18 protein-coding genes are annotated in these 22041 nt (G+C 59.1%); 13 read left to right on the forward strand and 5 right to left on the reverse strand.

What is annotated here, in order from left to right:
- The first annotated feature begins 90 nt into the window (after positions 1-90).
- From ACUNV4_RS02645 to ACUNV4_RS02680, 8 genes are all read left to right on the forward strand, one after another.
- A complete protein-coding gene (locus tag ACUNV4_RS02645; protein ID WP_430876937.1) occupies positions 91-2058 on the forward strand; it encodes a 3-hydroxyacyl-CoA dehydrogenase NAD-binding domain-containing protein in 1968 nt (655 codons plus the stop codon).
- Positions 2055-3332 (forward strand): acetyl-CoA C-acetyltransferase, encoded by a 1278-nt coding sequence (locus ACUNV4_RS02650; protein WP_430876938.1) that lies wholly within the window; start codon positions 2055-2057, stop codon positions 3330-3332. Before ACUNV4_RS02645 ends, ACUNV4_RS02650 begins: the two co-directional genes overlap by 4 nt.
- A gap of 219 nt (positions 3333-3551) precedes the next feature.
- Positions 3552-4277, forward strand: a complete 726-nt coding sequence (locus tag ACUNV4_RS02655) for an SIMPL domain-containing protein (protein ID WP_430876939.1) — start codon at positions 3552-3554, stop codon at positions 4275-4277.
- Between the two features lie 100 nt (positions 4278-4377).
- Positions 4378-4821 (forward strand): nucleoside deaminase, encoded by a 444-nt coding sequence (locus ACUNV4_RS02660; RefSeq protein WP_430876940.1) that lies wholly within the window; start codon positions 4378-4380, stop codon positions 4819-4821.
- A 193-nt stretch (positions 4822-5014) separates the two neighbouring features.
- Positions 5015-5764, forward strand: a complete 750-nt coding sequence (locus ACUNV4_RS02665) for an electron transfer flavoprotein subunit beta/FixA family protein (RefSeq protein WP_430876941.1) — start codon at positions 5015-5017, stop codon at positions 5762-5764.
- A 26-nt stretch (positions 5765-5790) separates the two neighbouring features.
- The gene (locus ACUNV4_RS02670; protein ID WP_430876942.1) at positions 5791-6726 is read left to right on the forward strand and encodes an electron transfer flavoprotein subunit alpha/FixB family protein; all 936 of its coding nucleotides are present in this window, start codon (positions 5791-5793) and stop codon (positions 6724-6726) included.
- 116 nt (positions 6727-6842) lie between these two features.
- Positions 6843-7340 carry a hypothetical protein gene (locus ACUNV4_RS02675; RefSeq protein ID WP_430876943.1) on the forward strand — a complete coding sequence of 166 codons (498 nt, stop codon included), beginning with the start codon at positions 6843-6845 and terminating at the stop codon, positions 7338-7340.
- 100 nt (positions 7341-7440) lie between these two features.
- On the forward strand, positions 7441-9225 hold the full coding sequence (locus ACUNV4_RS02680; protein ID WP_430876944.1) for an acyl-CoA dehydrogenase: 1785 nt from the start codon (positions 7441-7443) through the stop codon (positions 9223-9225).
- A 98-nt stretch (positions 9226-9323) separates the two neighbouring features.
- Here the strand turns inward: ACUNV4_RS02680 and ACUNV4_RS02685 are convergent, their stop codons facing one another.
- Both ACUNV4_RS02685 and ACUNV4_RS02690 read right to left on the reverse strand, forming a co-directional pair.
- Positions 9324-10400, reverse strand: a complete 1077-nt coding sequence (locus tag ACUNV4_RS02685; protein WP_430876945.1) for an enoyl-CoA hydratase/isomerase family protein — start codon at positions 10398-10400, stop codon at positions 9324-9326.
- 34 nt (positions 10401-10434) lie between these two features.
- On the reverse strand, positions 10435-10779 hold the full coding sequence (locus ACUNV4_RS02690; protein ID WP_430876946.1) for a DUF952 domain-containing protein: 345 nt from the start codon (positions 10777-10779) through the stop codon (positions 10435-10437).
- A gap of 110 nt (positions 10780-10889) precedes the next feature.
- On the opposite strand from ACUNV4_RS02690, the gene ACUNV4_RS02695 reads away from it, so the two are divergent.
- The 3 genes from ACUNV4_RS02695 to ACUNV4_RS02705 all read left to right on the forward strand — a co-directional run bounded on the left by ACUNV4_RS02695 (position 10890) and on the right by ACUNV4_RS02705 (position 14845).
- Positions 10890-11660, forward strand: a complete 771-nt coding sequence (locus ACUNV4_RS02695; RefSeq protein WP_430876947.1) for an enoyl-CoA hydratase-related protein — start codon at positions 10890-10892, stop codon at positions 11658-11660.
- Between the two features lie 103 nt (positions 11661-11763).
- Positions 11764-12483 (forward strand): methylamine utilization protein, encoded by a 720-nt coding sequence (locus ACUNV4_RS02700; protein WP_430876948.1) that lies wholly within the window; start codon positions 11764-11766, stop codon positions 12481-12483.
- Positions 12484-12490: 7 nt separating this feature from the next.
- Positions 12491-14845 (forward strand): putative bifunctional diguanylate cyclase/phosphodiesterase, encoded by a 2355-nt coding sequence (locus tag ACUNV4_RS02705; protein WP_430876949.1) that lies wholly within the window; start codon positions 12491-12493, stop codon positions 14843-14845.
- A gap of 337 nt (positions 14846-15182) precedes the next feature.
- On the opposite strand, the gene ACUNV4_RS02710 is transcribed toward ACUNV4_RS02705, so the two are convergent.
- The 3 genes from ACUNV4_RS02710 to ACUNV4_RS02720 are packed head-to-tail and all read right to left on the reverse strand — an operon-like array spanning position 15183 to position 19705.
- Positions 15183-16055 carry a DMT family transporter gene (locus tag ACUNV4_RS02710; RefSeq protein ID WP_430876950.1) on the reverse strand — a complete coding sequence of 291 codons (873 nt, stop codon included), beginning with the start codon at positions 16053-16055 and terminating at the stop codon, positions 15183-15185.
- A 19-nt stretch (positions 16056-16074) separates the two neighbouring features.
- Positions 16075-18486: a PIG-L family deacetylase gene (locus ACUNV4_RS02715; RefSeq protein WP_430876951.1), complete on the reverse strand. Its 2412-nt coding sequence runs from the start codon at positions 18484-18486 to the stop codon at positions 16075-16077.
- A gap of 16 nt (positions 18487-18502) precedes the next feature.
- Positions 18503-19705 carry an ROK family transcriptional regulator gene (locus ACUNV4_RS02720; RefSeq protein WP_430876952.1) on the reverse strand — a complete coding sequence of 401 codons (1203 nt, stop codon included), beginning with the start codon at positions 19703-19705 and terminating at the stop codon, positions 18503-18505.
- A gap of 128 nt (positions 19706-19833) precedes the next feature.
- Here ACUNV4_RS02720 and ACUNV4_RS02725 point away from each other — a divergent pair, with 128 nt between their 5' ends.
- A complete protein-coding gene (locus tag ACUNV4_RS02725; RefSeq protein WP_430876953.1) occupies positions 19834-21102 on the forward strand; it encodes an extracellular solute-binding protein in 1269 nt (422 codons plus the stop codon).
- Between the two features lie 44 nt (positions 21103-21146).
- Positions 21147-22040: a carbohydrate ABC transporter permease gene (locus ACUNV4_RS02730; RefSeq protein WP_430876954.1), complete on the forward strand. Its 894-nt coding sequence runs from the start codon at positions 21147-21149 to the stop codon at positions 22038-22040.
- Position 22041 lies beyond the last annotated feature (1 nt).

Consider the following 22041-nt stretch of genomic DNA (forward strand, 5'->3'; position numbering starts at 1 on the left):
CGGCGTTATAGTCTGAAGGCACAGGACGTCCTGTGCGTCAGACGTTCTCCACTGACAGCAGGATATCGAATTCTTCCAAGAGCTCATTCCATGACAACACGCTTCGGATCGCATGATCATTGGCAGATTGAACACGATGTTCACGACATCGTCTGGTTGAATTGCGATCGCAAGGGGGAGAGCAGCAACTCGCTGTCCAGAGAGGTGATCACGGAACTGGGGGAGATACTCTCGATCATCGAGACCATCGAACCGGCCGGGCTTGTCATCGGTTCGGCCAAGCCGGGCAGTTTCATACTGGGAGCGGACATCCGCGAGTTCGACGAGTTCGATGATGCAGATGCCGTCAGCGATCTGATTCGACAGGGCCATGAGGTCTTTGCTCGTCTGGAAAACCTGTCCTGTCACACGGTGGCGGCCATTCACGGCTTCGCTCTGGGGGGCGGGTTGGAGCTGGCTCTGTGCTGCGACTACATCGTGGCGCTGAACGTACCCGAAACTCGTGTGGGATTCCCTGAAGTGAAACTGGGCATCTTTCCCGGTTTGGGCGGCACGACGCGAATCACCGAACGGGTCGGCGGTCTGGCCGGCATGCAGTTGATGCTGACGACACGCAATCTGCGGGCGCCGGCGGCACGCGGCATGGGAGTGATCGACGAGCTGGTCGATGAATTCTCTTCGCTGCACTGGGCGGCGCGGCGTGCGGTGATGCAGAAGCGGCGCAAACGCAAGGCCTCGCTGTCCGCCAGTGCCACCAACCGCCAGCCGGTTCGCGCCCTGGTGGCAAAGGTACTGCGCAAGAAGACCGCAGAGAAGGCCAATCCGGCACATTATCCGGCACCGTTCCAGATGATCGATCTGTGGGAGGAACACCGCGATAACCGGCGCCGCATGTTCGACGGGGAGGCGCAACGAGTCGGTCAGTTGATGGTGGGTGATACGGCGCGCAATCTGCGTCGCCTGTTCTTCCTCACCGAGCGCATGAAGGGCCTGGGCAAGGGAGAGGACTTCAAGGTGAGGCGTGTTCATGTGGTCGGCGCCGGGGTCATGGGCGGTGATATCGCTGCCTGGTGTGTCTTGCAGGGAATGGAAGTGACGCTGCAGGATCGCGAGCTCAAGTTCATCGAACCTGCACTCAAGCGGGCACGGTCTTTGTTCAAACGACGACTGAAGAAACGGCCGGCGGTGGAAGTTGCGGTGTCTCGACTGCTGCCGGATGTTGCCGGTGACGGTGTTCCGCGTGCCGATGTCATCATCGAGGCCATCTACGAGGATGCCGATGCCAAGCGAGCCCTGTATGCGCAGATGGAGCCGCACATGGCCGAGCATGCGGTGCTTGCCACCAATACCTCGGCCTTGCCGCTGGAGGAGCTGGCGCGGGAACTGGCCGCTCCGGAGCGTCTGATCGGTCTGCACTTCTTCAATCCGGTGGCGAAGATGCCGCTGGTGGAAGTGGTTCATGGTGAGCAGACGGCCGATTCATGGATCAAGCGCGGCTGCGCCTTCTGTTCACAGATCAACCGCTTCCCCTTGCCGACGAAAAGTGCACCGGGCTTTCTGGTCAATCGAGTGCTGGCGCCGTATCTGATGGAGGCCTTCACCCTGATGCTGGAAGGTATCGACAAGGAAACCATCGATGCGGCTGCCATCCGTTTCGGCATGCCGATGGGCCCCATCGAACTGGCCGATGTCGTCGGGCTGGATGTCTGCATGAAGGTGGCGGAAACGCTGGCCAGTGGTGATGTCGACGCGCAGCGAGCGCTGTTGCAGAAGAAGCTGGACGCAGGGCATCTGGGAAAGAAAAGCGGCGAGGGCTTCTACCTCTGGACCAAGGGGCGATCCAATCGTCAGAGCGTGGATGTCGACAGCCCCTACGGGGATCAGATTGCGACGCGTCTGATGACGCCTTTCCTTGATGAATGCCGATCGGCATCTGCCGATGGCATCGTGGCGGACGACGATCTGCTGGATGCCGGTATTGTCTTCGGCACCGGCTTCGCGCCCTTTCTGGGAGGGCCGATGCACTATCTCGAACAACAAGAGGCCGATTTTCGATGACTCAAGCACTGAAACCCGTCGCGATTGTCGGCGGTCTGCGTATTCCCTTCTGCCGCGCCAATACCGCCTACGCCGAACTGTCGAACATGAAGATGTTGAGCACCGTGCTCAGTGGCATGGTGGAGCGCTATGGTCTGGAAGGGCAGCAGTTGGGAGAGGTCAATGCCGGTGCTGTCATCACGCATTCTCGCGACTGGAATCTGGCACGGGAAGCTGTTCTGAGTACGCGTCTGTCGCCACGCACACCGGGGCTGACCATGCAGCAGGCCTGTGGCACTTCCCTGCAGGCGGCGATGACGGCGGCGGCGAAGATCGCCACCGGTCAGATCGACTCGGCCATTGCCGCCGGCACTGACACGGTCAGTGATGTGCCGATCGTGTTCAAGCAGAAGTTTGCCAGACGACTGGTATCGCTGGGCAAGGCCCGGGATCTGAAATCGAAGCTGGTTGTCTTCAAGGGTTTGCGGCCCGCAGAGCTGGCACCGCTGCCACCGTCGGTCAATGAACCACGCACCTTGCTGAGCATGGGGCAGCATTGCGAGCTGATGGCCAAGACCTGGTCGATTTCCCGTGAAGAGCAGGATGCGCTGGCTCTGGCATCTCACCAAAACGCGGCCAGAGCCTACGATGACGGGTTCTACGATGATCTGCTGATACCCTGCGAAGGCGTGCTGCGGGACAACAACATGCGGCCGGATTCCAGCATGGAATCGCTGGGCAAGCTGCGAACCGTCTATGACAAGTCGGAGGCTGGCACGCTGACAGCGGGTAACAGTACACCACTGACTGACGGGGCGGCCGGCGTGCTGCTGTGCTCCGAGGAATGGGCGCGCGAGCGAGGTCTGCCGGTGCAGGCCTGGCTGACTCACTCCGCCACGGCCGCCGTGGATTTCGTTGGCGGCGCCGGTTTGCTGATGGCGCCGACGGTGGCCATGAGTGACATGCTGCGCCGGGCCGACCGCAGCCTGCAGGATTTCGATCTGTACGAGATACACGAAGCCTTTGCCGCTCAGGTGCTGTGTACCCTGAAAGCCTGGGAAGATGCCGATTATTGTCGTGAGGAACTGGGGCGCGATACGCCCATGGGCAGTATCGATCGCTCCCGCATGAACGTGGTTGGTTCGAGCCTTGCCGTGGGTCACCCCTTCGCTGCCACCGGCGCCCGTATTCTGGGCACCCTGGCCAGACAGCTCGAGCAGCGTGGTTCCGGCCGCGGCCTCATCTCCGTCTGCACCGCCGGCGGCATGGGCCTCACCGCCATCCTCGAACACTAACCCACGGGTCGGACCATCATAAGTTGAACCCACGGGTCGGACCATCATAAGTTGTTGTAATTTAAAAACTAACCGTTGAAAACTGTGCCAATATTCCTCTTGCAACTCGTTTTTTACCGTGGAAAAGCGAGGATTAGTGGCGTTTGTGGTCCGACCCTGGTAAGTGTTTGTTTTGCTGGGTGATATGATGATTCTAGATGGCTGTGAGAGGTAAGGGGCATGAAAATGAGGGTGTTTGAACGATGTCTTTGGCTGGCGGTGATCTGCTGTGCCGGGCAGATCAGCGGGGTGGCTCATGCGCAGTCCGGGAGCGAGCCTCAATACAATGTGTACAGCCTCAGCAGCGAAGCATCGGCCGAAGTGGCCAATGACCTGATGATTGCCACTCTGGTAGTGCAGCAGGAAGATGCCGATCCTGCAAAGCTTGCCGAGAAGGTCAATGAAACCATGCGTTGGGCCATGAGCCAGCTTGACGAGTTCGACACGCTCAAGGTCAGCACTCGCGATTACCAGACCTACCCGCGCTATGACACCAGTCAGGTCCGTCGCCTGATCGGCTGGCGGGCAACGCAGAGTCTGCAGCTGGAAACCGAAGATTTCAGTGCCGCCAGTCAGGCCATCCAGACGCTGCAGGAGCGGCTTCAAGTGCAAGGTATCCGCCACATGGCACAGGAGCTGACTCGTCGACAGGCCTCGGATGCCCTGATCAGCGAGGCTCTGGATGCCTTCAAGGCTCGCGCCGAGCTGGTACAGCAGAACATGGGAGCCAGCGGCTATCAGGTACTCGATGTCAACATCCAGACTGGCGAAAGCAATACGCCGATGTTCACGGCCCGCGCCGAAATGGCCGATATGGTGCGCAGTTCGGTCGCCACCGAACCGGCTCTGGAAGCCGGCACCAGCCGGGTCAATGTCCAGGTGTTCGGCAGGGTGCAACTGGATTGAATCAGGCAGGCGGGCTGGCGCTGATGAATTGATGCGGCGGCTGCGAAGCTGCCCGATATCTGGTTACACTGTCAGATCAAATTCTCGAGGACCATTTCCCATGGATCATGCACCGTTCATGCAGGCTGCCATCGAAGAGGCGCGCAAGGGGCGCGCGGCGGGCGGAATACCGATTGGCTCCGTGCTGGTGGTTGACGGTGAAATCATCGGCAGAGGCCACAACCAGCGCGTCCAGCAAGGCAGCAGCATCCGCCATGCCGAGATGGATTGTCTGGAGGAGACTGGCAGACTGCCGGCCAGCACATACCAGAAGGCCACGCTGTACTCCACGCTCTCACCCTGCGACATGTGCAGTGGTGCGGTATTGCTGTACGGGATTCCCCACGTGGTTGTCGGTGAAAACAAGACCTTCCAGGGGCCCGAAGAGTACGTTCGCAGCCGCGGTGTGAAGGTCGAGGTTCTGGATGATCCGGAGTGCATCGCCTTGATGGAGGAATTCATCGAAGCCGAGCCCGGACTCTGGAATGAGGATATCGGTGAGTAGCCAGGGACAGAACCCGTGCGGGCTGACAGCGGGCAGGCGATAGTCCTGTCAACGGTCGGTTGTACTCAGGCGACCATCAATCGGCGATAATGCGCCAGATCACGCTGCAGGGTAGCGCGCTCAATGCCGTTTAACGGTTAATATCGCCTCCCTGCATTTCCATTTTCCAACCGAGTAATACAGGCAGCTGCCCATGAAAATCATCGTAGGCGTCAAGCGCGTTCTCGACTACAACGTGAAGGCTCGCGTCAAGGCGGACAAATCCGGCATCGAGCTGGCCAACGTCAAGATGTCGATGAACCCGTTCGACGAAATCGCCGTGGAAGAAGCCTTGCGCATCAAGGAAGCCGGTCACGCCGACGAGGTCATCGCCGTGTCGGTCGGCCCGTCGCAGAGTCAGGAAACCATCCGCACGGCACTGGCCATGGGGGCGGACCGCGGTATCCTCATCGAGACCGACGAGCAACTGCAACCGCTGGCCATTGCCAAGCTGTTCAAGCACCTCGTTGAGAAGGAAGAGCCGGGCCTGGTGGTTCTGGGCAAGCAGGCCATCGACGACGATTCCAACCAGACCGGACAGATGCTGTCTGCGCTGACTGGCATGTCACAGGCCACATTTGCGTCCAAGGTGGAATTCGACGGGGATCATCTCAAGGTCACTCGTGAAGTGGATGCCGGCCTGGAGTCCATCAAGGTCAGCCTGCCGTCCATCATCACCGCCGATCTGCGTTTGAACGAGCCGCGCTATGCCAAGCTGCCGAACATCATGAAAGCCAAGAAGAAGCCGCTGGAAGTGATCCCGGTTGCCGATACGGGCGTCGATGTCAGCAGCGGCCTGTCCGTGGTTGAAGTCAATGAGCCGCCCAAGCGCGAGGCCGGCATTATCGTCAACAGTGTTGCAGAGCTGGTCGAGAAGCTCCGCAACGAAGCCAAAGTCATCTGACCCGCCGTCAACAGGAGATATCGATCATGAGTACACTAATTCTGGTTGAGCACGAAGGCGGCGACATTCGTCCGGCGACACTCAGCGTGGTGACAGCCGCCGCCGCCATCGGAGGTGATGTGCATCTGCTGGTTGCCGGCAGTGAGGCAACGGCTGTAGCCGACAAGGCTGCCACGATTGCCGGTGTCAGCAAGGTCCTGCTGGCCGATTCCCCGGCCTATGCCAATGAGCTGGCCGAGAATCTGTCGGCGCTGGTCATCAAGCACGCCGAAGGCTACAGCCATATCCTGTTCGCAGCCACCGCTGCCGGCAAGAACGTCATGCCTCGTGTGGCGGCTTTGCTGGATGTTTCCGGAATCTCGGACATCATCGAAGTCAAGAGTGAAGACACCTTCGTCCGCCCCATCTACGCGGGCAATGCGCTGGCCACCGTCAAGAGCAGCGACCCGGTCAAGGTCATCGGTGTGCGCACCACCGCTTTCGATGCCGCTGCGGCAGAAGGCGGTTCGGCCAGCGTGGAAACTGTCGAAGCCTCCGAGGCCAACGACAAGGTCTCGTTCATCGGGCAGGAACTGTCACAGTCGGACCGGCCGGAACTCACCAGTGCCGCCACCGTGGTGTCGGGTGGTCGAGGCATGCAAAGTGGCGAGAATTTCGCCATGCTCGATGATATCGCCGGCAAGCTCAATGCGGCCGTTGGCGCCTCCCGGGCCGCGGTTGATGCCGGTTTCGTACCCAATGAGTACCAGGTAGGGCAGACCGGCAAGGTGGTTGCCCCTGATCTGTATCTGGCTGTCGGCATCTCCGGTGCCATTCAGCATCTGGCCGGCATGAAGGACAGCAAGGTCATCGTCGCCATCAACAAGGATGAGGAAGCTCCGATCTTCCAGGTGGCCGATTATGGCCTGGTCGCCGATCTGTTCGAGGCCCTGCCGGAATTGTCCGCAGCACTCGACAGCTAGTCGATCTAGCGTGAACCGGCGGACCGAAACGCGTCCGCCGGTATCCGATTTACCAGCCATAGGGTCTCTCTTCTTATCGGTTTATACTGTTGGCCCCGACACCGTTGGAGCTGATGATGGAAAAGAAGATTCGCGATGCTGTTGACCGTTCACTGGATGAGCTGAAGAGCATTCAGGACAAGGTGGATGAGTTCATCGATGACCTGCCCGAGGAAGGCAAGGAAATCAGGGATTCTGCCAGAAAGGCTCTCGGTCAGATCAACGAGCTGTTGAGTAACTCCATGCGCAAGGCGGCTGATCAGGCAGACGAGGCGCAGTTGCAGGCTCATCTGGGCTTGATGGAAGCCCAGGAGAAGCTGGAAGCCTCCAGAGCGGTCGTGGATGACTACGTGGCCAGGGCCACGGACGAATCGAAGAAATTCCTGGATGAAGCCGAGTTGAAGCGCCATCTGGCCGTCATGGAAGCGCAGGATTTCTGGGAAAAGCGCGGCACGCATCTGGCTGAAGAGTTCAAGACGTCTGCGGCGACCATGCAGAGTCTGGCCGAAAGAGCCATGCAGGACATGCAGTCAGCGTTCGAGCGCTGGAACGATCAGTTCAAGAGCGGCAAGTAGAAGACCGCTAAGTGTCATCAGGCGACAGCCAGCTGTCGCCTGTCACACCACCGGCGACAAGGCGGGTGGTTCCACTTGATTCTGCAGAAGGATCCCGAAGATGACTTATACCGCACCCGTCAAGGACATCGCCTTTGCACTCCGGCATGTTATCGGTTTATCCGACATTGCCGAACTGGAAGGTTTTGAAGATGCAACCCCGGATCTTGTGGAAGCTGTGCTGGAAGAATCAGCCCGCTTTACCGGCGATGTACTGGCGCCACTGAATCGCACGGGTGACCTGCAGGGAAGTCAATGGAACGAGGGTGAGGTGTCCACGCCCGATGGGTGGAAGGACGCCTACAATCAGTTTGTCGAGAACGGTTGGGGCAGTCTGGCCTTTCCTCCCGAGTTCGGTGGTCAGGGCTTGCCGATGACCGTCGCCGCAGCCGTACAGGAAATGTGGCACAGCGCCAACATGTCGTTCGGACTCTGCCCGCTGCTGACCCAGGGGGCGGTCGATGCCATTGAACACCACGCATCGGAAGAGTTGCAGCAGCAGTTTCTGCCCAAAATGGTGGAAGGTGTCTGGTCCGGCACCATGAACCTGACCGAACCGCAGGCCGGCTCCGATCTGGCATCGGTTCGCAGCACGGCTGTCCCACAAGGCGATCATTACCTGATCAGTGGTCAGAAGATCTTCATCACCTACGGTGAGCATGATCTGACGGAAAACATCATTCATCTGGTACTGGCGCGTCTGCCTGACGCGCCGCCCGGGGTCAAGGGAATCTCCCTGTTCATCGTGCCCAAGTTTCTGGTCAACGATGATGGCTCGATCGGCGAACGCAATGACGTGAAATGTGTGTCTCTGGAGCACAAGCTGGGCATTCATGCCAGCCCGACCTGCGTCATGTCCTATGGCGACAATGGCGGTGCCACGGGATATCTGGTGGGAAAGGAACATCACGGTCTGGTCTACATGTTCACGATGATGAATCAGGCTCGACACGCAGTCGGAGTGGAAGGTTATGGCATTGCAGAGCGTGCCTATCAGCAGGCGCTCTCCTACGCGCGGGACCGCAAGCAGGGCAAGACCTTGCTTGGCCAGAGCGAAGAGGATCAGGGCATCATCAATCATCCGGATGTGCGTCGCATTCTGATGACGATGAAGTCCACCATCGTGGCCATGCGTGGTCTCGGCCTGGAATGTGCGTCGGCCTTCGATCGAGCACGACGGCACCAGGACAAGGCTGTGAGCGAGCGCATGCAGCGCCGTGGTGAATTGCTGACCCCACTGGTAAAGGGCTGGTCAACCGAGATGGGAGTCGATCTCTGCTCACTCGGCATGCAGGTGCACGGTGGCATGGGTTACATCGAAGAGACCGGAGCGGCGCAGTATCTTCGCGATGCCCGTATCGCTCCGATCTATGAAGGCACAACCGCTATTCAGGCCAATGACCTGATCGGTCGCAAGACTGCCCGTGATGGCGGGCAGGGCATGAGTGAGTTGATCAGCGACATGCGTGCCACGCAGGATGAGCTGTCCAGTCTGGATCACGCGGATATACAGGCCATCGTCAAGCGGTTCGATGCGGCCATCGGGGCGGCAGAAACAGCCAACGAGTGGTTGCTGGCACAGAACGATGCCAGTCAGGCAGCGGCGACCTCGGTGGAATTTCTGATGATGCACGGGTATCTGGCTGGCGGCTGGATGATGGCCAGGACCGCCTCGGCAGCGCTCGAGCAGAGTCAGACGCCAGAGGCGGACAAAGACTGGTTGGCGTCACAGATCACTCTGGCGCGCTACTATGCGGAGCGCATGTTGCCTCTGGTCGAGTCAGGCAGCACCATCATCACGAACAGTGCGGCATCCACGGTGGCACTGAACCCTGATCAGCTGTAGGTTCCGGCCAAGTTGTATCCGGACACCTTGCTGTGTCCGGATAGCGATCTGGACCAGGCAGAACCAAGCCTGTCCGCATTGACTGACACCGCTGGCCTTCATTGCGACCAGTGGGGTGTCCTGTCCTTGTCCACCAGTACGGCACGCACGCCCTCCACCAGATCGGGGTGTCGGCAGGCCTCCTGCGCCAACTGCAGCTCCAGTTGCAGGCAGTCTTCCAATTCAAGCCCATGGGTCTGCCTGAACAGGGACAGGGTCATGTCCAGAGAATGCGGAGAAGCACTGTCCAGCAGCGACAGTATGAGTTTGGCATCCGTGGAGTGCTCGGTGTCCTGTTGCAATCTTGCGCGAATCGCTGTCAGATCGTCGTCGGCAAACCAGTGTGCCCGTTGCGTGAGAATCTGCTGGAAGGACTGGCGTTGAGCCTCCCGATTGCTCTCTTCGTGAATCGAACTGCCCGAGTCTCCCGAACTTTCCGACTCACTGGTTTCACTGGCCAGCACCTGTTCGACAACGCGACAGGCTTCGTCACAGGAACTGCAATCGTCGTCCTGCAATGCCGCCTGCAGGGCATCCAGCAGGGAATCGAGAGCGTCACTGGCCACATGGTGTGTTGCCAGCCCCGTCTCGACGGCTTCGATACCTTTCACCGAGGCAGACGTCAGACCCAGCCAGTAACCACAACGCAGAGGCAGACGCGGCAGGAACCATGATGCGCCGACATCCGGGAAAAAGCCGATTCGACTCTCCGGCATGGCCATCACGGCCTTCTCCGTGACGACGCGATACTGACCGTGCACGGATACACCGAGGCCGCCACCCATGGCAATTCCGTCGATCAGGGCCAGATAGGGTTTGCGGCACTTGGCGATGGACAGGTTCAGGGCGTACTCATTGGTGAAGTAATGCCTGATGGCCTCGTGATCACCATTCAGGGCGTGCTGCCGAATCTGTTTCATGTCACCACCGGCACAAAAGGCTCGTTCGCTATCGGAGCTGATGATGATCATCTTGATGGCATTATCCGATTCCAGCTTGCGCAGACCTTCACTCAGCGCCAGGACCATGTCGATGGTCAGGGCATTGAGTGTTTCCGGTCGCGACAGAACCAGCATGCCCACGGGCCCTCGGGCTTCCAGACGAATACCGTTCCGGGGTTCGGTGACTGTGTTCATCAAGTGCTCTCCCTGTTGCTGATCACTGGAACTGTCATTCAAGCACGCCCAGGCGTTCGCCGGATTGCAATCCGTAAGGGATACAATCGACAATGCAGTCGGCTGCCAGGGGGCCATAGACATGGGGGAAGAGTTCGTCGCCACCGACCGTGTTTTCCAGAATGAGTGCCGGCGTCAGTCGGTCAACGGCAATGATCAGCAGGTGAACATCGTCGATGTCGGCATAGTAGCGAGCTGTGACCCCATGCAGTTGCTGCTGACTGCAGCAGTGAATGAATCCTTCGGAGTCGAGAGATGCGCAACGATAATCCCCGCCAGCGGCCAGTGGGGCGATGTCGGCATCAAGGGCGATGTGGTAGATGAGAGCTTGTTCTGACATGGCGTAACTGTACAACATCCAATACGCTTTCAGTGCTTGACCCGACCATTGCAGCCTGCAAGGATTCTGCATTCGATCTACACGAGCAAGCTGAGACAGAGGATGCGACGATGAGCCTGAATACCATCAAGACAGCAGTGGAGGCGAATGTTGCCACGCTGACAATCGACCGACCGGAAGCACTGAATGCCCTGAACCGGCAGGTCATGCTCGAGTTGACGCAGACGCTGCGTAGCTGGGAGCAGGATGATGAGGTCAGGGCGATCATCATTACCGGCTCGCAGAAGGCCTTTGCGGCAGGTGCCGACATCAAGGAGATGCAGAGCGTGCACTATCTGGATGCCCTGCATACGCAGTTTCTGAAGGAATGGGAGAGTGTTGCCAATTGCAGCAAACCGACGATTGCCGCTGTGGCCGGATATGCGCTCGGTGGTGGTTGCGAGCTGGCGATGATGTGCGATTTCATCCTGGCAGCAGACAATGCCCGCTTCGGTCAGCCGGAGATAAAGATCGGTACGTTGCCGGGCATGGGAGGAACGCAGCGTCTGACCCGGCTGATCGGCAAGTCCAAGGCCATGGAAATGTGCCTGACCGGACGAATGATGGACGCAGAAGAGGCCGAACGTGCCGGGCTTGTATCGAGAGTGGTCCCGGCAGGCGAACTGCAGGAAGAGGCATTCAGAGTGGCCAGGGAGATCGCATCCTACTCGGCGCCTGCCGTACAGCTCAACCGCATGTGTATCAATGCGGCCTTGAATACGACCCTGGAGCAGGGAGTAGCCATCGAGCGTCAGGCGTTTCTGTCGCTGTTCGGCACAGACGACCAGAAAGAGGGCATGCAGGCGTTTCAGGAAAAGCGGAAACCCGATTTCACGCGCTGATCGCGGCTCACTGCCGACAACATCGCGAAAATCGAGCCAGATCACGAATTTCGTCAGGTAGACAAGCGTTAAGTAATCTCCCGGTCATGCCGCTACCAAGCTCATGAATGCAAGCAATGTCATGAGTTTTCCGGCGGGCGGTTCGCAGAGCTTGCCAGGCCGGCTGGCGCAGGTGATCAAGGCCGGTCTGCTGGCCTGTCTTGTCTGGAATCCGCCTGCTCTGGCGGCACCATCGGATGCCGTGTTGAGCGTCTCCGTCGTCGACGCGCGGGGCCATGCGATGGAACATGCGGTGGTATCACTGCATTCGGCCGAACTGTCGAAGGCGGCTACGCAGGCGATTGCCGTCATGGACCAGCAGAATCTGCAGTTCGCCCCGAGTGTGGTCGCGGTACAGGCCGGTACCCTGGTGGAGTTTCCCAATCAGGATGACGTCCGGCACCATGTCTATTCGTTCTCGCACCCCAATGCCTTCGAGCTGAAGCTCTACCATGGGCAGACGGGCAATTACAATCGGTTTGATCACCCCGGGGTGGTCGTTCTCGGGTGCAACATTCACGATGGCATGCTGGGATATCTGCGAGTGGTGGATACCCCCCTGTTTGCCACCAGCGATGAGGCTGGTCGTCTGACGATCGGCAGCGCTGTCCGTGGCGTTCATCAAATGCAGGTATGGCACCCGGACATGGGGATGAAGATCATGCGGCAGGACGTGACACTTGTCAGTGGGATGAACACGGTGACAGTCAGGGTGAATGAAACGGCTGCCCCCATGCCTGACAGAAAACCGGTTCACAGTCTGCAGTCTCTGTTCAGGGACTGACACGGCCGTGAAGTTGACATTCAATGCCAGGGTACTGCTGCTGCTGGCAGGTCTGGTGCTACTGGTTCAGCTGGCCAATCTCTCGGTGGTACTGAGCACTCTGTCATCGGATGTCCGCGATCAGATGAACGGAGATCTGGAAACGGGTTCTTCCCTTGTCGTACAGCTTGTCGACAAGCGCTCGGACCTGCTACTGACCAGTGCCGAAGTGCTGGCGGCTGATTTCGGGTTTCGGGCGGCCATCGCCAGTCAGGACAAGACCACGATTCTCTCGGCTCTGCGCAACAACATCTCACGCATAGACGCGGACCTGGCCGTGCTGGTTACCGTTGATGGCGAACTGGTGGGGGAGTCGGGCAGCCTGGCGGCCGACAGGCGAATCTATCTCAAGCTCGCCGAAGCCGCGGAACATGAAGGCGTGGGCGCTCATACCTATGTGGTCGATGGCTATGCACGGGAACTGGTCAGCGTGCCGGTCAAGGCGCCATTGACCATTGGTTGGCTGGTTGTGGGTTTTTCGCTGGATGATGCCATGGCCAGGGCTTTCTCGGAGCAGGTCGGGATGGAAGTCAGCTTCTCCGCCAAGGGAAGCAATGACAGTCTCTTCGGTTCCAGTCTCGATCAGCTTCGTCGAGCCGATCTGCCTGCAGCCATGCGAGATCTGAGCCTGCAGGAAGTACCGCCCGTCATGTGGCTTGATGGCGAGGAGTATCTGAGCAAACTGGTCCCCATCAGCAGTGGAGAGCAGCCGGTGTCAGTGGTTCTGAATACCTCACTGCATGCCGCTCTGGCCAGCTACAGGGATGTACGCAATCGACTGCTGATCTACATGGGGCTGAGCCTGATCATCGCTCTGGCGCTGGCATTCTGGTTTGCCGGCGGTGTGACGCGACCGATCAAGCAACTGTCGACAGCGGCCCTGCGCATTCGTGAGGGTGACTACGAGCACAGTATCGACGCGCAGAAGGACGTTCAGCGTAGCGATGAAATCGGTGAACTGATCCAGACCTTCGGTGAAATGCAGGCCGGTATCGCCAAACGCGAAGCGACAATCACCTTTCATGCCTATCATGATGAGCTGACAGGCTTGCCCAACCGACGGCGTGCGCAGGACCAGCTGTTGGGGGTGATGGAGATAGCACGCATCAAGAAGCGCGACAATGCCGTGATTCTGCTCGGCATGAAGCGCTACAAGCAGATAGTGGATACGCTGGGACACAAGGCCGGTGAGGCCATTGTAAAGGGTGTGGCACAGCGTCTGCCCGAGTTGTGTACCGACGCCGATCTGGTTGCCAGAGTATCGCAGGATGAATTTCTGGTACTGGTCCCGCGCTGCAACGCGGACAGGGCCGAGTCTCTGGTGCTGGAATGGATGGAAGCCCTGGAACAACCCGTCATATTGTCAACAGCTGAACTGGTACCAGAGCTGTCCGCCGGTGTGATTCTTCTGCCAAAGCACGCCAGCACGGTCGATGCCGCAATGAGAAGGGCCAGCATTGCGTTGTCAGATTCCCGGGAATTGCAGATTCCGGTCAGTCACTACGAGAAGGGGCGGGACGAATCCTATATCCGGAAGCTGTCCATCATCGCCGACTTGAAGCGGGCCGTTGATCAGGACGAGCTGACCATCCATTTCCAGCCGAAGATCACCATGCAGACGGGACAGGTGGAAAGCGTCGAAGCACTGGTTCGCTGGATTCATCCGGAGCACGGGTTCATGGCGCCTGACGAATTCATCGGACTGGCAGAGAGCTCGGGCAATATCGGGCTGCTGACCGGCTGGGTACTCGATACGGTCGTTGGCCAGCTGGGTAGCTGGCAAGGTGCAGGCATTGAACTGAAGGCGGCGGTGAATCTGTCGGCACTCGATCTGCAGGACGAACAACTGCTTGACAGAATCAAGAAGCTGTTGGCCCGTCATCAGGTAGCACCTGCCCGATTGATTCTGGAGGTGACGGAAAGCGCCATGATGAAAGACACCGAACGTGCCTTGCAGACGCTTGCCACCATGAGAGACTTTGGCCTGACCATTTCCATCGATGATTTCGGGACGGGCTATTCATCTCTGTCCAAGCTCAAGGACCTGCCGATCAATGAACTGAAGATCGACCGCGCATTTGTCACGGATATCGAAGCCGGCAGCACCAAGGCCATGATCATGAAAGCCATCATCGATCTGGGCCACGGTATGGGGCTCAAGGTGGTCAGCGAAGGTGTGGAAACCCAGGCTGAATGGGATCTGCTGGCGGAGTTGGGCAACGATGTGGTGCAGGGTTATCTGGTGTCACGTCCTTTGCCAGTGGCAGACTTCAACAGCTGGTGGCAGGAACGCTTCGGCTGCGATACCAGCGCTGCTGCCTGACGGCTATTGCCGGTTTTCGAGGTTTGTTTACGTGCACAGGTGTTTGGGTGCACAGGTGTTCGGGTGTTCGGGTGTTCGGGTGTTCGGGTGTTCGGGTGTTCGGGTGTTCGGGTGTTCGGGTGTTCGGGTGTTTGGTTGTTTGGTTGTTTGGTTGTTCAGGTGTTCAGGCCCACAGAGTTCGAATGTTGAGGCGTTGTGGCGATGAAACGGCTCGAACCGCTTGAGCCACTTGAACGAATCCAGCGAATCCAGCGAATCCAGCGATTCCAGCGATTCCTGAGATTCCTGAGATTCCTGAGATTCCTGAGATTCCAGCCACTCCAGCCACTCCAGCCACTCAGCGCCGGCCTGTCAGTGACAGCGCGGCGGTGGCCAGGATGATGATGAGTGAGCCCAGTATCATCTCGATGGTCGGTATTTCATTGAACACGACAAAGCCCACCAGCCCTGCCAGTAGCAGATTGGCATAACCCAGAGGTCCCAGCACGCTGGCTTCACCCAGCCAATGCGCCTTGAGAAAGCAGAACTGTCCACACTGGGCCAGGACGCCGATACACAGGATCGGTATCAGCTGTTCGCCGGGAATGACCTGCCAGTTACCGACGACCAGGGGCAGGGAAAGAAGGGACAGTCCTGCAGTATAGAGAAGCATCGTGACCACCGCCGGAGTGCCGCGGAGTCTGCGTGTGGCGATGGTTGACAGCGTGCTGCTGAGTACCGTCAGAAACAGCGCAGGGATCCCCCAGGACCATTGCACGGTACCCGGATTCACGGCGATCAGGACGCCGACCAATCCGATCAGGGCAAACACCCAGCGCGACGCCGGAATGGACTCGCGCAGCAGCCAGGCTGCCATGACCATCAGCAGCAGGGGCCGAGTGAAGTTGATGGCCGTGAACAGTGCCAGCGGCAGGCGTGCGACCGCGAAATAGCTGGCGGTCAAGGCGGTCATCGCCAGCAGTACGCGAGTCAGTTGCAGTCCCTTGTGCTCGATGCGGATGAATCGACTTCTCTCTCGCCACACCCAGGGCAGCATCAGCACCAAGCCGGTCAGGGCGCGGATGAACACCAGCTGCGCAGCGGGGACATCCGTGCCGATCAGCTTGATGATGCCGAGTGCGGTCAGGTTCAGGCACATGTCGCTCAACAGCCAGAGACTGGCCTGCCAATTGTTCATGCTGTCGCTCACGGCCGCATCGGACTGACTCATGAGACAGGGATTCCTGCTCTCAACTGACCAGATTGGCCATCAGTCGGAAGGCTCCGGGTACCAGCTGATTCATCTGATGATGCAGTATCAGTGACGTATGGATATGACGCCCGCGCCCGTGTTCTGCACATAGCAAGGCCCCGGTATGGGGTGACTCACCCGGATCTGCCATGGACAGCAAGGGGGCATAGGCCTCATCCCAGGCCTTTGCAAAGTAGAGGCCGCGCTCCTTGTGCCAGCCTTGCCAATCGGCAGGCGTGATGCGATTCGGCGCGTTGAGCAAGGGGTGCTCGGGCAGCAGGTGCTGGACGTCGGCATTCTCGTCGGTCACGCGGTAGCGCAGGGAGGGTTGCCCGATCTCGAGCATGCGGGGCGGAATGCGCCGCGGATCCCAGTTGTCCCAGGGGCGATGGTAGAGCGTGAGCAAGTGACCGCCAGACTCGACCCAGTCGTTGATGGTCTGGCTCAGGGTGCTCAGTTGCGTCCGACTGCGATAGGCAAACAGGCCTATGACCAGCGTATCAATGCCTTTCAGCCACTGTGTCAGGCTGGCAGCGCTTTCAAGGTCTTGATCCGTAAGCGAGGTGACCGGCAAGCCCATGGTCACGAGCCAGTGTTCGACATCATCATTGCCGCCACCGGCATAGCCGACACGAACATCAGGGAGCTCGATACTCATGGCTCTGATCGAAACCCGGGCAGCTGTACTGATGGCGCGCGCTTGGGTGTGCGGATAATGGATGGTATCTACCTGCATGGCCTGCTTCGCGTCCAGCAGCAACGGCAGTTCGTACAGGCCGTCGTCCAGTGCAGCTGCCGGTGTCACACGCCAGACGTCCGCTGTGCGCTCCAGCTGCCAACCGTCCGGTAGCTGAAGCTGCGCTTCTGCCGTTGCCGGTTCGGGCCTTCTGACCGTGACATCTATCGGGCTCTGCGGCAGTCTGGTGTTGATCAGCACCTGTTCGGGCGACATCACGGCGCGGGTAGCTGGCAATATCACGGGAGGTTCGTCGAGCGGCAGAAAACAGGTGCTGACCACCTTGTTGAACGCGATGCGAACTTCGATGCAGGGGGTTGCCGCTCGATCCGGTAGCCAGGTATCGGGGTAGGGGTTGGAAGGTGGGGCACTTCCGTCGAGTGCCAGCGCGCCATTGTTCAGTGTCCAGGGGCCATCGGTTCGGATGCTTGCCTTGACCTTGCAGCTCCCCATGGTCTGTGCCAGGCGGGTGTCAAGCTCCAGTTCGCAAGTCCGCTGTTCCCCGGGTTGCCAGAAGGCGCCTGAGCGGGCATTGTTCTGGCCGGGAAAATGGGCATGCACCCGAATTCCCAGAGCCAGCCGTATCACACGCGATAATTGAGTCTTCTTGCGTTGCAGCCTGTGCAGCATCTGGTCGCGTGCATCGTCCGGGCATTGCTGCATGGCGGATTGCACAAGGACCAGAGCCTTGGAGGCATGACGTGCGACGGCCGGGAAATCGGGAAAGGCTTCAAGGGTTCGGTCGATGGCCTCGTGAGCGGCCAGCAGTGAGCCGCGTACGGTAGATGAGCCGGAAACCCACTCTGCCAGTTCGGCCAGGTTGCGAGGAAGGCCGCTGACCAGCGTGTCATCCGGTCCGTCGACCCGGCTGCGAGCCAGGTGCAGTGGCCAGTTACGCTCGTTACCGGTGTGGACCCAGCGTCCCATGCCCTGAGTTCGATGGTAGCGACGGGATTGCTGGCCGATGTTCTCCCAGGTCCAGCCCGTCCAGTCATCGTGACCATCTGCGCTGATGGTCAATGTTGTCGGCGGCGGGGGAAGTTCATCGTCGTAGGCCGTACCGCCTCCACCCCAGGCGGGCAGATAGAGCTTGCTGATCGTCCAAGGGGGCAGTGAATCACATTCGTAGGCGGGATCCGCGGCTCGATCCATCACGAGGTGCGCCATCGCGGTCATGGCTCGATGATGTCCATGCTGTCCCGGAATGTCCAGAAAGGTGGGACACAGGATGTCCGGACGTTCCCGTCTGACTATGCTGACGAAGCGCTGCAGTGTACGTTCATGCTGCCAGCGCACCAGTGTTTCCTCGCCGTTCTTGGAGAAGCCGAAATCGAACACCGAATCTTCGGGGGACTCCGACAGCCAGTACAGACGCAGATCGAGTACCGCCGCCGCCTTTTCCATCTCGGCAGTGCGCAGGGTACCCAGCGCAGCCTGTGCTTCGGTCCCGATATCGTTCTGCCCGCCTTCGCCACGATTGGCACAGGCGTAGGAAATATCCAGACCATCGCGAAACCCGAGGGCCGCCAGCATGGCGGAAGTCTCATCGTCCGGATGAGCGCCGGTGTTCATGAAGGAGACACAGGATGGCAGTTTTGCCAGTGCCTGATGCAACTCGAGTGCTCTGGGTCGAGCGTGTTCGGCATCCAGTCTATCGACGTCGCTGAGAGTCATGCAGATGATTCCGGCTTCAGGAAAGCGTTTGAGGGGTGAACAGACTGTTGATGACCAGCGCCGCACCTCCGCGAGCAGCGGACAGCTCGCCGGAGTGCCCCTGCATGACCCGTGGTACCGGTCTGTTCTTGCGTTGAGCGGTGGAGTGTTCCGCCAATGAGATGCTCTGCACCAGCCTTTCCAGCAGGGAGTCGGGCAGGGCACCGCCCAGCACGACGGTATCCGGGTCGAACAGGTTCTCGACCACATGAACGGCGTGCGATAACGAGATCGAGGCATCGTGCAACCATTGTTGCAGTACAGGATTGTCCGCGGCCGCCAGTGCTTCGAGTTCGTCATCCGTATGGCCGTCCAGGCCGGCCCTGGCGAGACGTTGTTGCAATGTATCGCGACTGGCGATGTTCTCCAGTGGCGTCATGCGGCTGCTCAGGCCGGCCAGCGAGGTATCGCCGGCGTCGGGCACCGGTACCAGAATATGCCCCAGTTCTCCGGCGTTGCCGCTACCTCCCCGAAACAGGCGTCCCTGATGCACGATTCCCAGTCCGACACCCGTGCCGAAGTAGATGAAGGCGTAGTTGCTGAGCATGTTCGTGCAACCGGAGATGTGCTCCCCGACGGCGGCTGCGTTGGCATCGTTCTCCACCAGTACCGGCATCGACAACGCGCTGGCAAACAGATTTTCGGCATCGATATCCTGCCAGTGGGGCAATACCGAAGCCGTGTTGGCAAGTCCTGTTGGCGTGAACGGACCCGGCATGACAACACCGGCACCGAGCAACAGACGTGCATCGACGCCGGTATCCTCCAGCATCCTGCTCATCTGATGCCGGAGCTGCCGACTGACGGTTTCCGGGTCGGTATCCAGCAAGGGCTGTCGTTCACTGCAACGCAGCTCTCCCATCAGGTTGAGCAGGGTGATGCTGGTCGAATGAAGACGAACCTCGAATCCCAGGGCATAGCCACCGTCAGGATTGAGCGCGTATTGTGGTGCTGGCAGGCCACGTCCTCGGCTGCGTTGTCCGGCTTCGATCAGCATGCCTTCGTCCTCCAGTGAAGCGATGATGTTGCTCACGGCCTGTACTGACAAGCCGCTGGCACGCGCCATCTCGGCGCGGCCCATCTTACCGGCGCGACGAATCTGGCCCAGCACGACACAGCGGTTGTGCCGGCGAGTCTGCTCTGCATTCGAGCCTGTGAATTTGGGTGATCCTTGTGACAAGTGTCGGGGTTTGCGTTGCCTGCGATGCGCTACAGGGTATAGATATAAACGCAAATCACTTGTAAGTTCAACTTGGTTGAGTTAATAATCGGTCTCAGGCCACTGTCCAAAATCAAGAGGAAGCGTGCATGATCAAGCGTAGACGGATGTTTTCAGCCAGTGCCATGGCCGGTGTCATGGCTCTGGGAAGCACACTGCTGGCGGGTGCGGCGCGGGCCGACGTTGAAATCGAGTACTGGCAGTACTTCTTTGAAGCGCGTGTCACCGCGATGGATACCCTGATAGAGAATTTCGAGGCAGTCAACCCCGGCATCACGGTCAAGACCAATCAGTTTCCCTATGCCGACTACCGGACCAAGGTTGCAGCGGCCATACCGGCCGGTGAAGGTCCCGATGTGGTGCAGCTGTTCTATGGCTGGTTGAATGACTATGTCGATGCAGAGCTGATTCAGCCACTGCCCACCGATGCCTTTCCGATCGAGACCATCGACGAGGAATTCTTCCCGATGGTGCAAGCCATGAAGCGTGACGGGCAATACATGGCGCTGCCGACAGCGGTGCGTTCGCTGGCATTGTTCTACAACGAGCGCCTGTTCGACAAGGCGGGAATCGAGAATCCACCGGCGAACCTGGACGAACTGGTTGAGGTGGCGAAAAAACTGACCGAGCGCGATGGTGCCGGCAACCTGACGCAGGTGGGGCTGACCTCGGGAATGACTGCTCAGGACCACCATTGGTGGCGTGAAGTACTGGTACGTCAGTTCGGTGGTCAACCCTATTCAGACGACCTGACAACCGTTGCCTACGATTCGGAAGCCGGACGCAAGGCGCTGGAATGGTATGTCGCCCTGGATCAGGAACACGGTGTTACCGACAGCACCTTCATGGACGAACCCCAGGCTGCCTTCAAGGCCGGACGTGCCGGCATGCATATCGATGGCTCGTTCAGGATCGGTGCGCTCGATGATACCCGTGGTCTGAAGTGGGGTGTGGCCGAACTGCCCGCCGGACCGGACGGAAGTCGATCCAACTATTCGTCCTACTGGGTCAATGCAGTCACCAGCAAGGCTACCGGTGAAAAACATGATGCGGCACTGAAGTTCATGGCCTATATCACCTCGGATGAAGCCATGCAGATCTGGCTCGAGACCGTGGGTGAATTGCCTGCCAAACCCTCTGCAGCATTGACCGACGAGAACCAGAACGATCCGGTCTACGGCCCCTTTGTCAGAGGTCTGGGTTACGCCCAGTCCACGGTCTTCGTGGATGAAAGCGGCCAGCGCCAGCTCATGACCGATATGGTCAGCCGCATCGAACTGGAAGGCCAGTCGGTCGAGGACAGCCTGAGTGAGGCGGCGCAGGCCGAGCAGGCCATTCTGGATGGTTTCTACAAGTAGGGACTGATGCCGCCACGGCAGAATCGACCGGGAAGATACACTCGATGAGCGTCTACGACAAACTGTCAGTCAGACAGAAGCAGACGGTGTGGGCCTGGGGTTTCCTGGCCGTGCCGATCGTCTTCTATGTGGTGGTGCGTTTCTATCCGACAGCCAATGCCATCGTGCTGTCGTTTCAGGAGTGGAATCTGCTGGGAGCCCGGACGTGGGCAGGGATCGACAACTATGTCACCCTGTTCCACGATCCGGTCTTCTGGAAAGTGTTTCGCAATACCTTCGTCTATCTGCTCATCGGCACACCGGTGAGTCTGGTTCTGGCATTCATCATCGCCTATCATCTCGACAAGGTGCGCTTCCTGCACGGCACCATCCGCGCCTTGTATTTCCTGCCTTTCATGACAAGCGCCGTGGCAATGGCCTGGGTCTGGCGCTGGTTCTATCAACCCGTGCCCATCGGCTTGTTCAACAACTTTCTGGCCAGTTTCGGCATTGCGCAGATCGAGTTCCTTAATTCCACCACCAACGCGCTGCCGTCGGTACTGGCACCCGCGATCTGGGCTGGTCTGGGGTTCCAGATCATCATCTTCATGGCCGGTTTACGCGCCATTCCCAAGACCTACTACGAAGCGGCGCATATCGACGGTGTCTCGGGTTGGACCATCATGTCGGAAATCACGCTGCCGCTACTCAAGCCCACCATCGTCTTTCTGGTGGTGTTCTCATCCATCGGTTTTCTGCGCATCTTCGACCATGTGTTCAACATGACCACCAACAATCCCGGTGGCCCGTTGAACTCGACCAAACCACTGGTGCTGATGATCTACGACACGGCCTTCAACTCCTTTGACATGGGCTATGCGGCCGCGCAAACCGTGGTGCTGTTTGTCATTCTCCTGATTGTCAGCTTGTTGCAGCTGCGCCTGTTGCGGGACCGGTAGA

Source organism: Granulosicoccus sp. 3-233, from assembly GCF_052681095.1.

Excerpts from the sequence above, each read along its gene's own strand:
- ACUNV4_RS02700 (WP_430876948.1), top strand. The coding sequence starts at position 11,764 with ATGAATGCAAGCAATGTCATGAGTTTTCCGGCGGGCGGTTCGCAGAGC.
- ACUNV4_RS02680 (WP_430876944.1), top strand. The coding sequence starts at position 7,441 with ATGACTTATACCGCACCCGTCAAGGACATCGCCTTTGCACTCCGGCAT.
- ACUNV4_RS02685 (WP_430876945.1), bottom strand. The coding sequence starts at position 10,400 with ATGAACACAGTCACCGAACCCCGGAACGGTATTCGTCTGGAAGCCCGA.
- ACUNV4_RS02645 (WP_430876937.1), top strand. The coding sequence starts at position 91 with ATGACAACACGCTTCGGATCGCATGATCATTGGCAGATTGAACACGAT.
- ACUNV4_RS02655 (WP_430876939.1), top strand. The coding sequence starts at position 3,552 with ATGAAAATGAGGGTGTTTGAACGATGTCTTTGGCTGGCGGTGATCTGC.
- ACUNV4_RS02690 (WP_430876946.1), bottom strand. The coding sequence starts at position 10,779 with ATGTCAGAACAAGCTCTCATCTACCACATCGCCCTTGATGCCGACATC.
- ACUNV4_RS02730 (WP_430876954.1), top strand. The coding sequence starts at position 21,147 with ATGAGCGTCTACGACAAACTGTCAGTCAGACAGAAGCAGACGGTGTGG.
- ACUNV4_RS02650 (WP_430876938.1), top strand. The coding sequence starts at position 2,055 with ATGACTCAAGCACTGAAACCCGTCGCGATTGTCGGCGGTCTGCGTATT.
- ACUNV4_RS02710 (WP_430876950.1), bottom strand. The coding sequence starts at position 16,055 with ATGAGTCAGTCCGATGCGGCCGTGAGCGACAGCATGAACAATTGGCAG.
- ACUNV4_RS02725 (WP_430876953.1), top strand. The coding sequence starts at position 19,834 with ATGATCAAGCGTAGACGGATGTTTTCAGCCAGTGCCATGGCCGGTGTC.
- ACUNV4_RS02670 (WP_430876942.1), top strand. The coding sequence starts at position 5,791 with ATGAGTACACTAATTCTGGTTGAGCACGAAGGCGGCGACATTCGTCCG.
- ACUNV4_RS02665 (WP_430876941.1), top strand. The coding sequence starts at position 5,015 with ATGAAAATCATCGTAGGCGTCAAGCGCGTTCTCGACTACAACGTGAAG.
- ACUNV4_RS02675 (WP_430876943.1), top strand. The coding sequence starts at position 6,843 with ATGGAAAAGAAGATTCGCGATGCTGTTGACCGTTCACTGGATGAGCTG.
- ACUNV4_RS02695 (WP_430876947.1), top strand. The coding sequence starts at position 10,890 with ATGAGCCTGAATACCATCAAGACAGCAGTGGAGGCGAATGTTGCCACG.
- ACUNV4_RS02715 (WP_430876951.1), bottom strand. The coding sequence starts at position 18,486 with ATGACTCTCAGCGACGTCGATAGACTGGATGCCGAACACGCTCGACCC.
- ACUNV4_RS02660 (WP_430876940.1), top strand. The coding sequence starts at position 4,378 with ATGGATCATGCACCGTTCATGCAGGCTGCCATCGAAGAGGCGCGCAAG.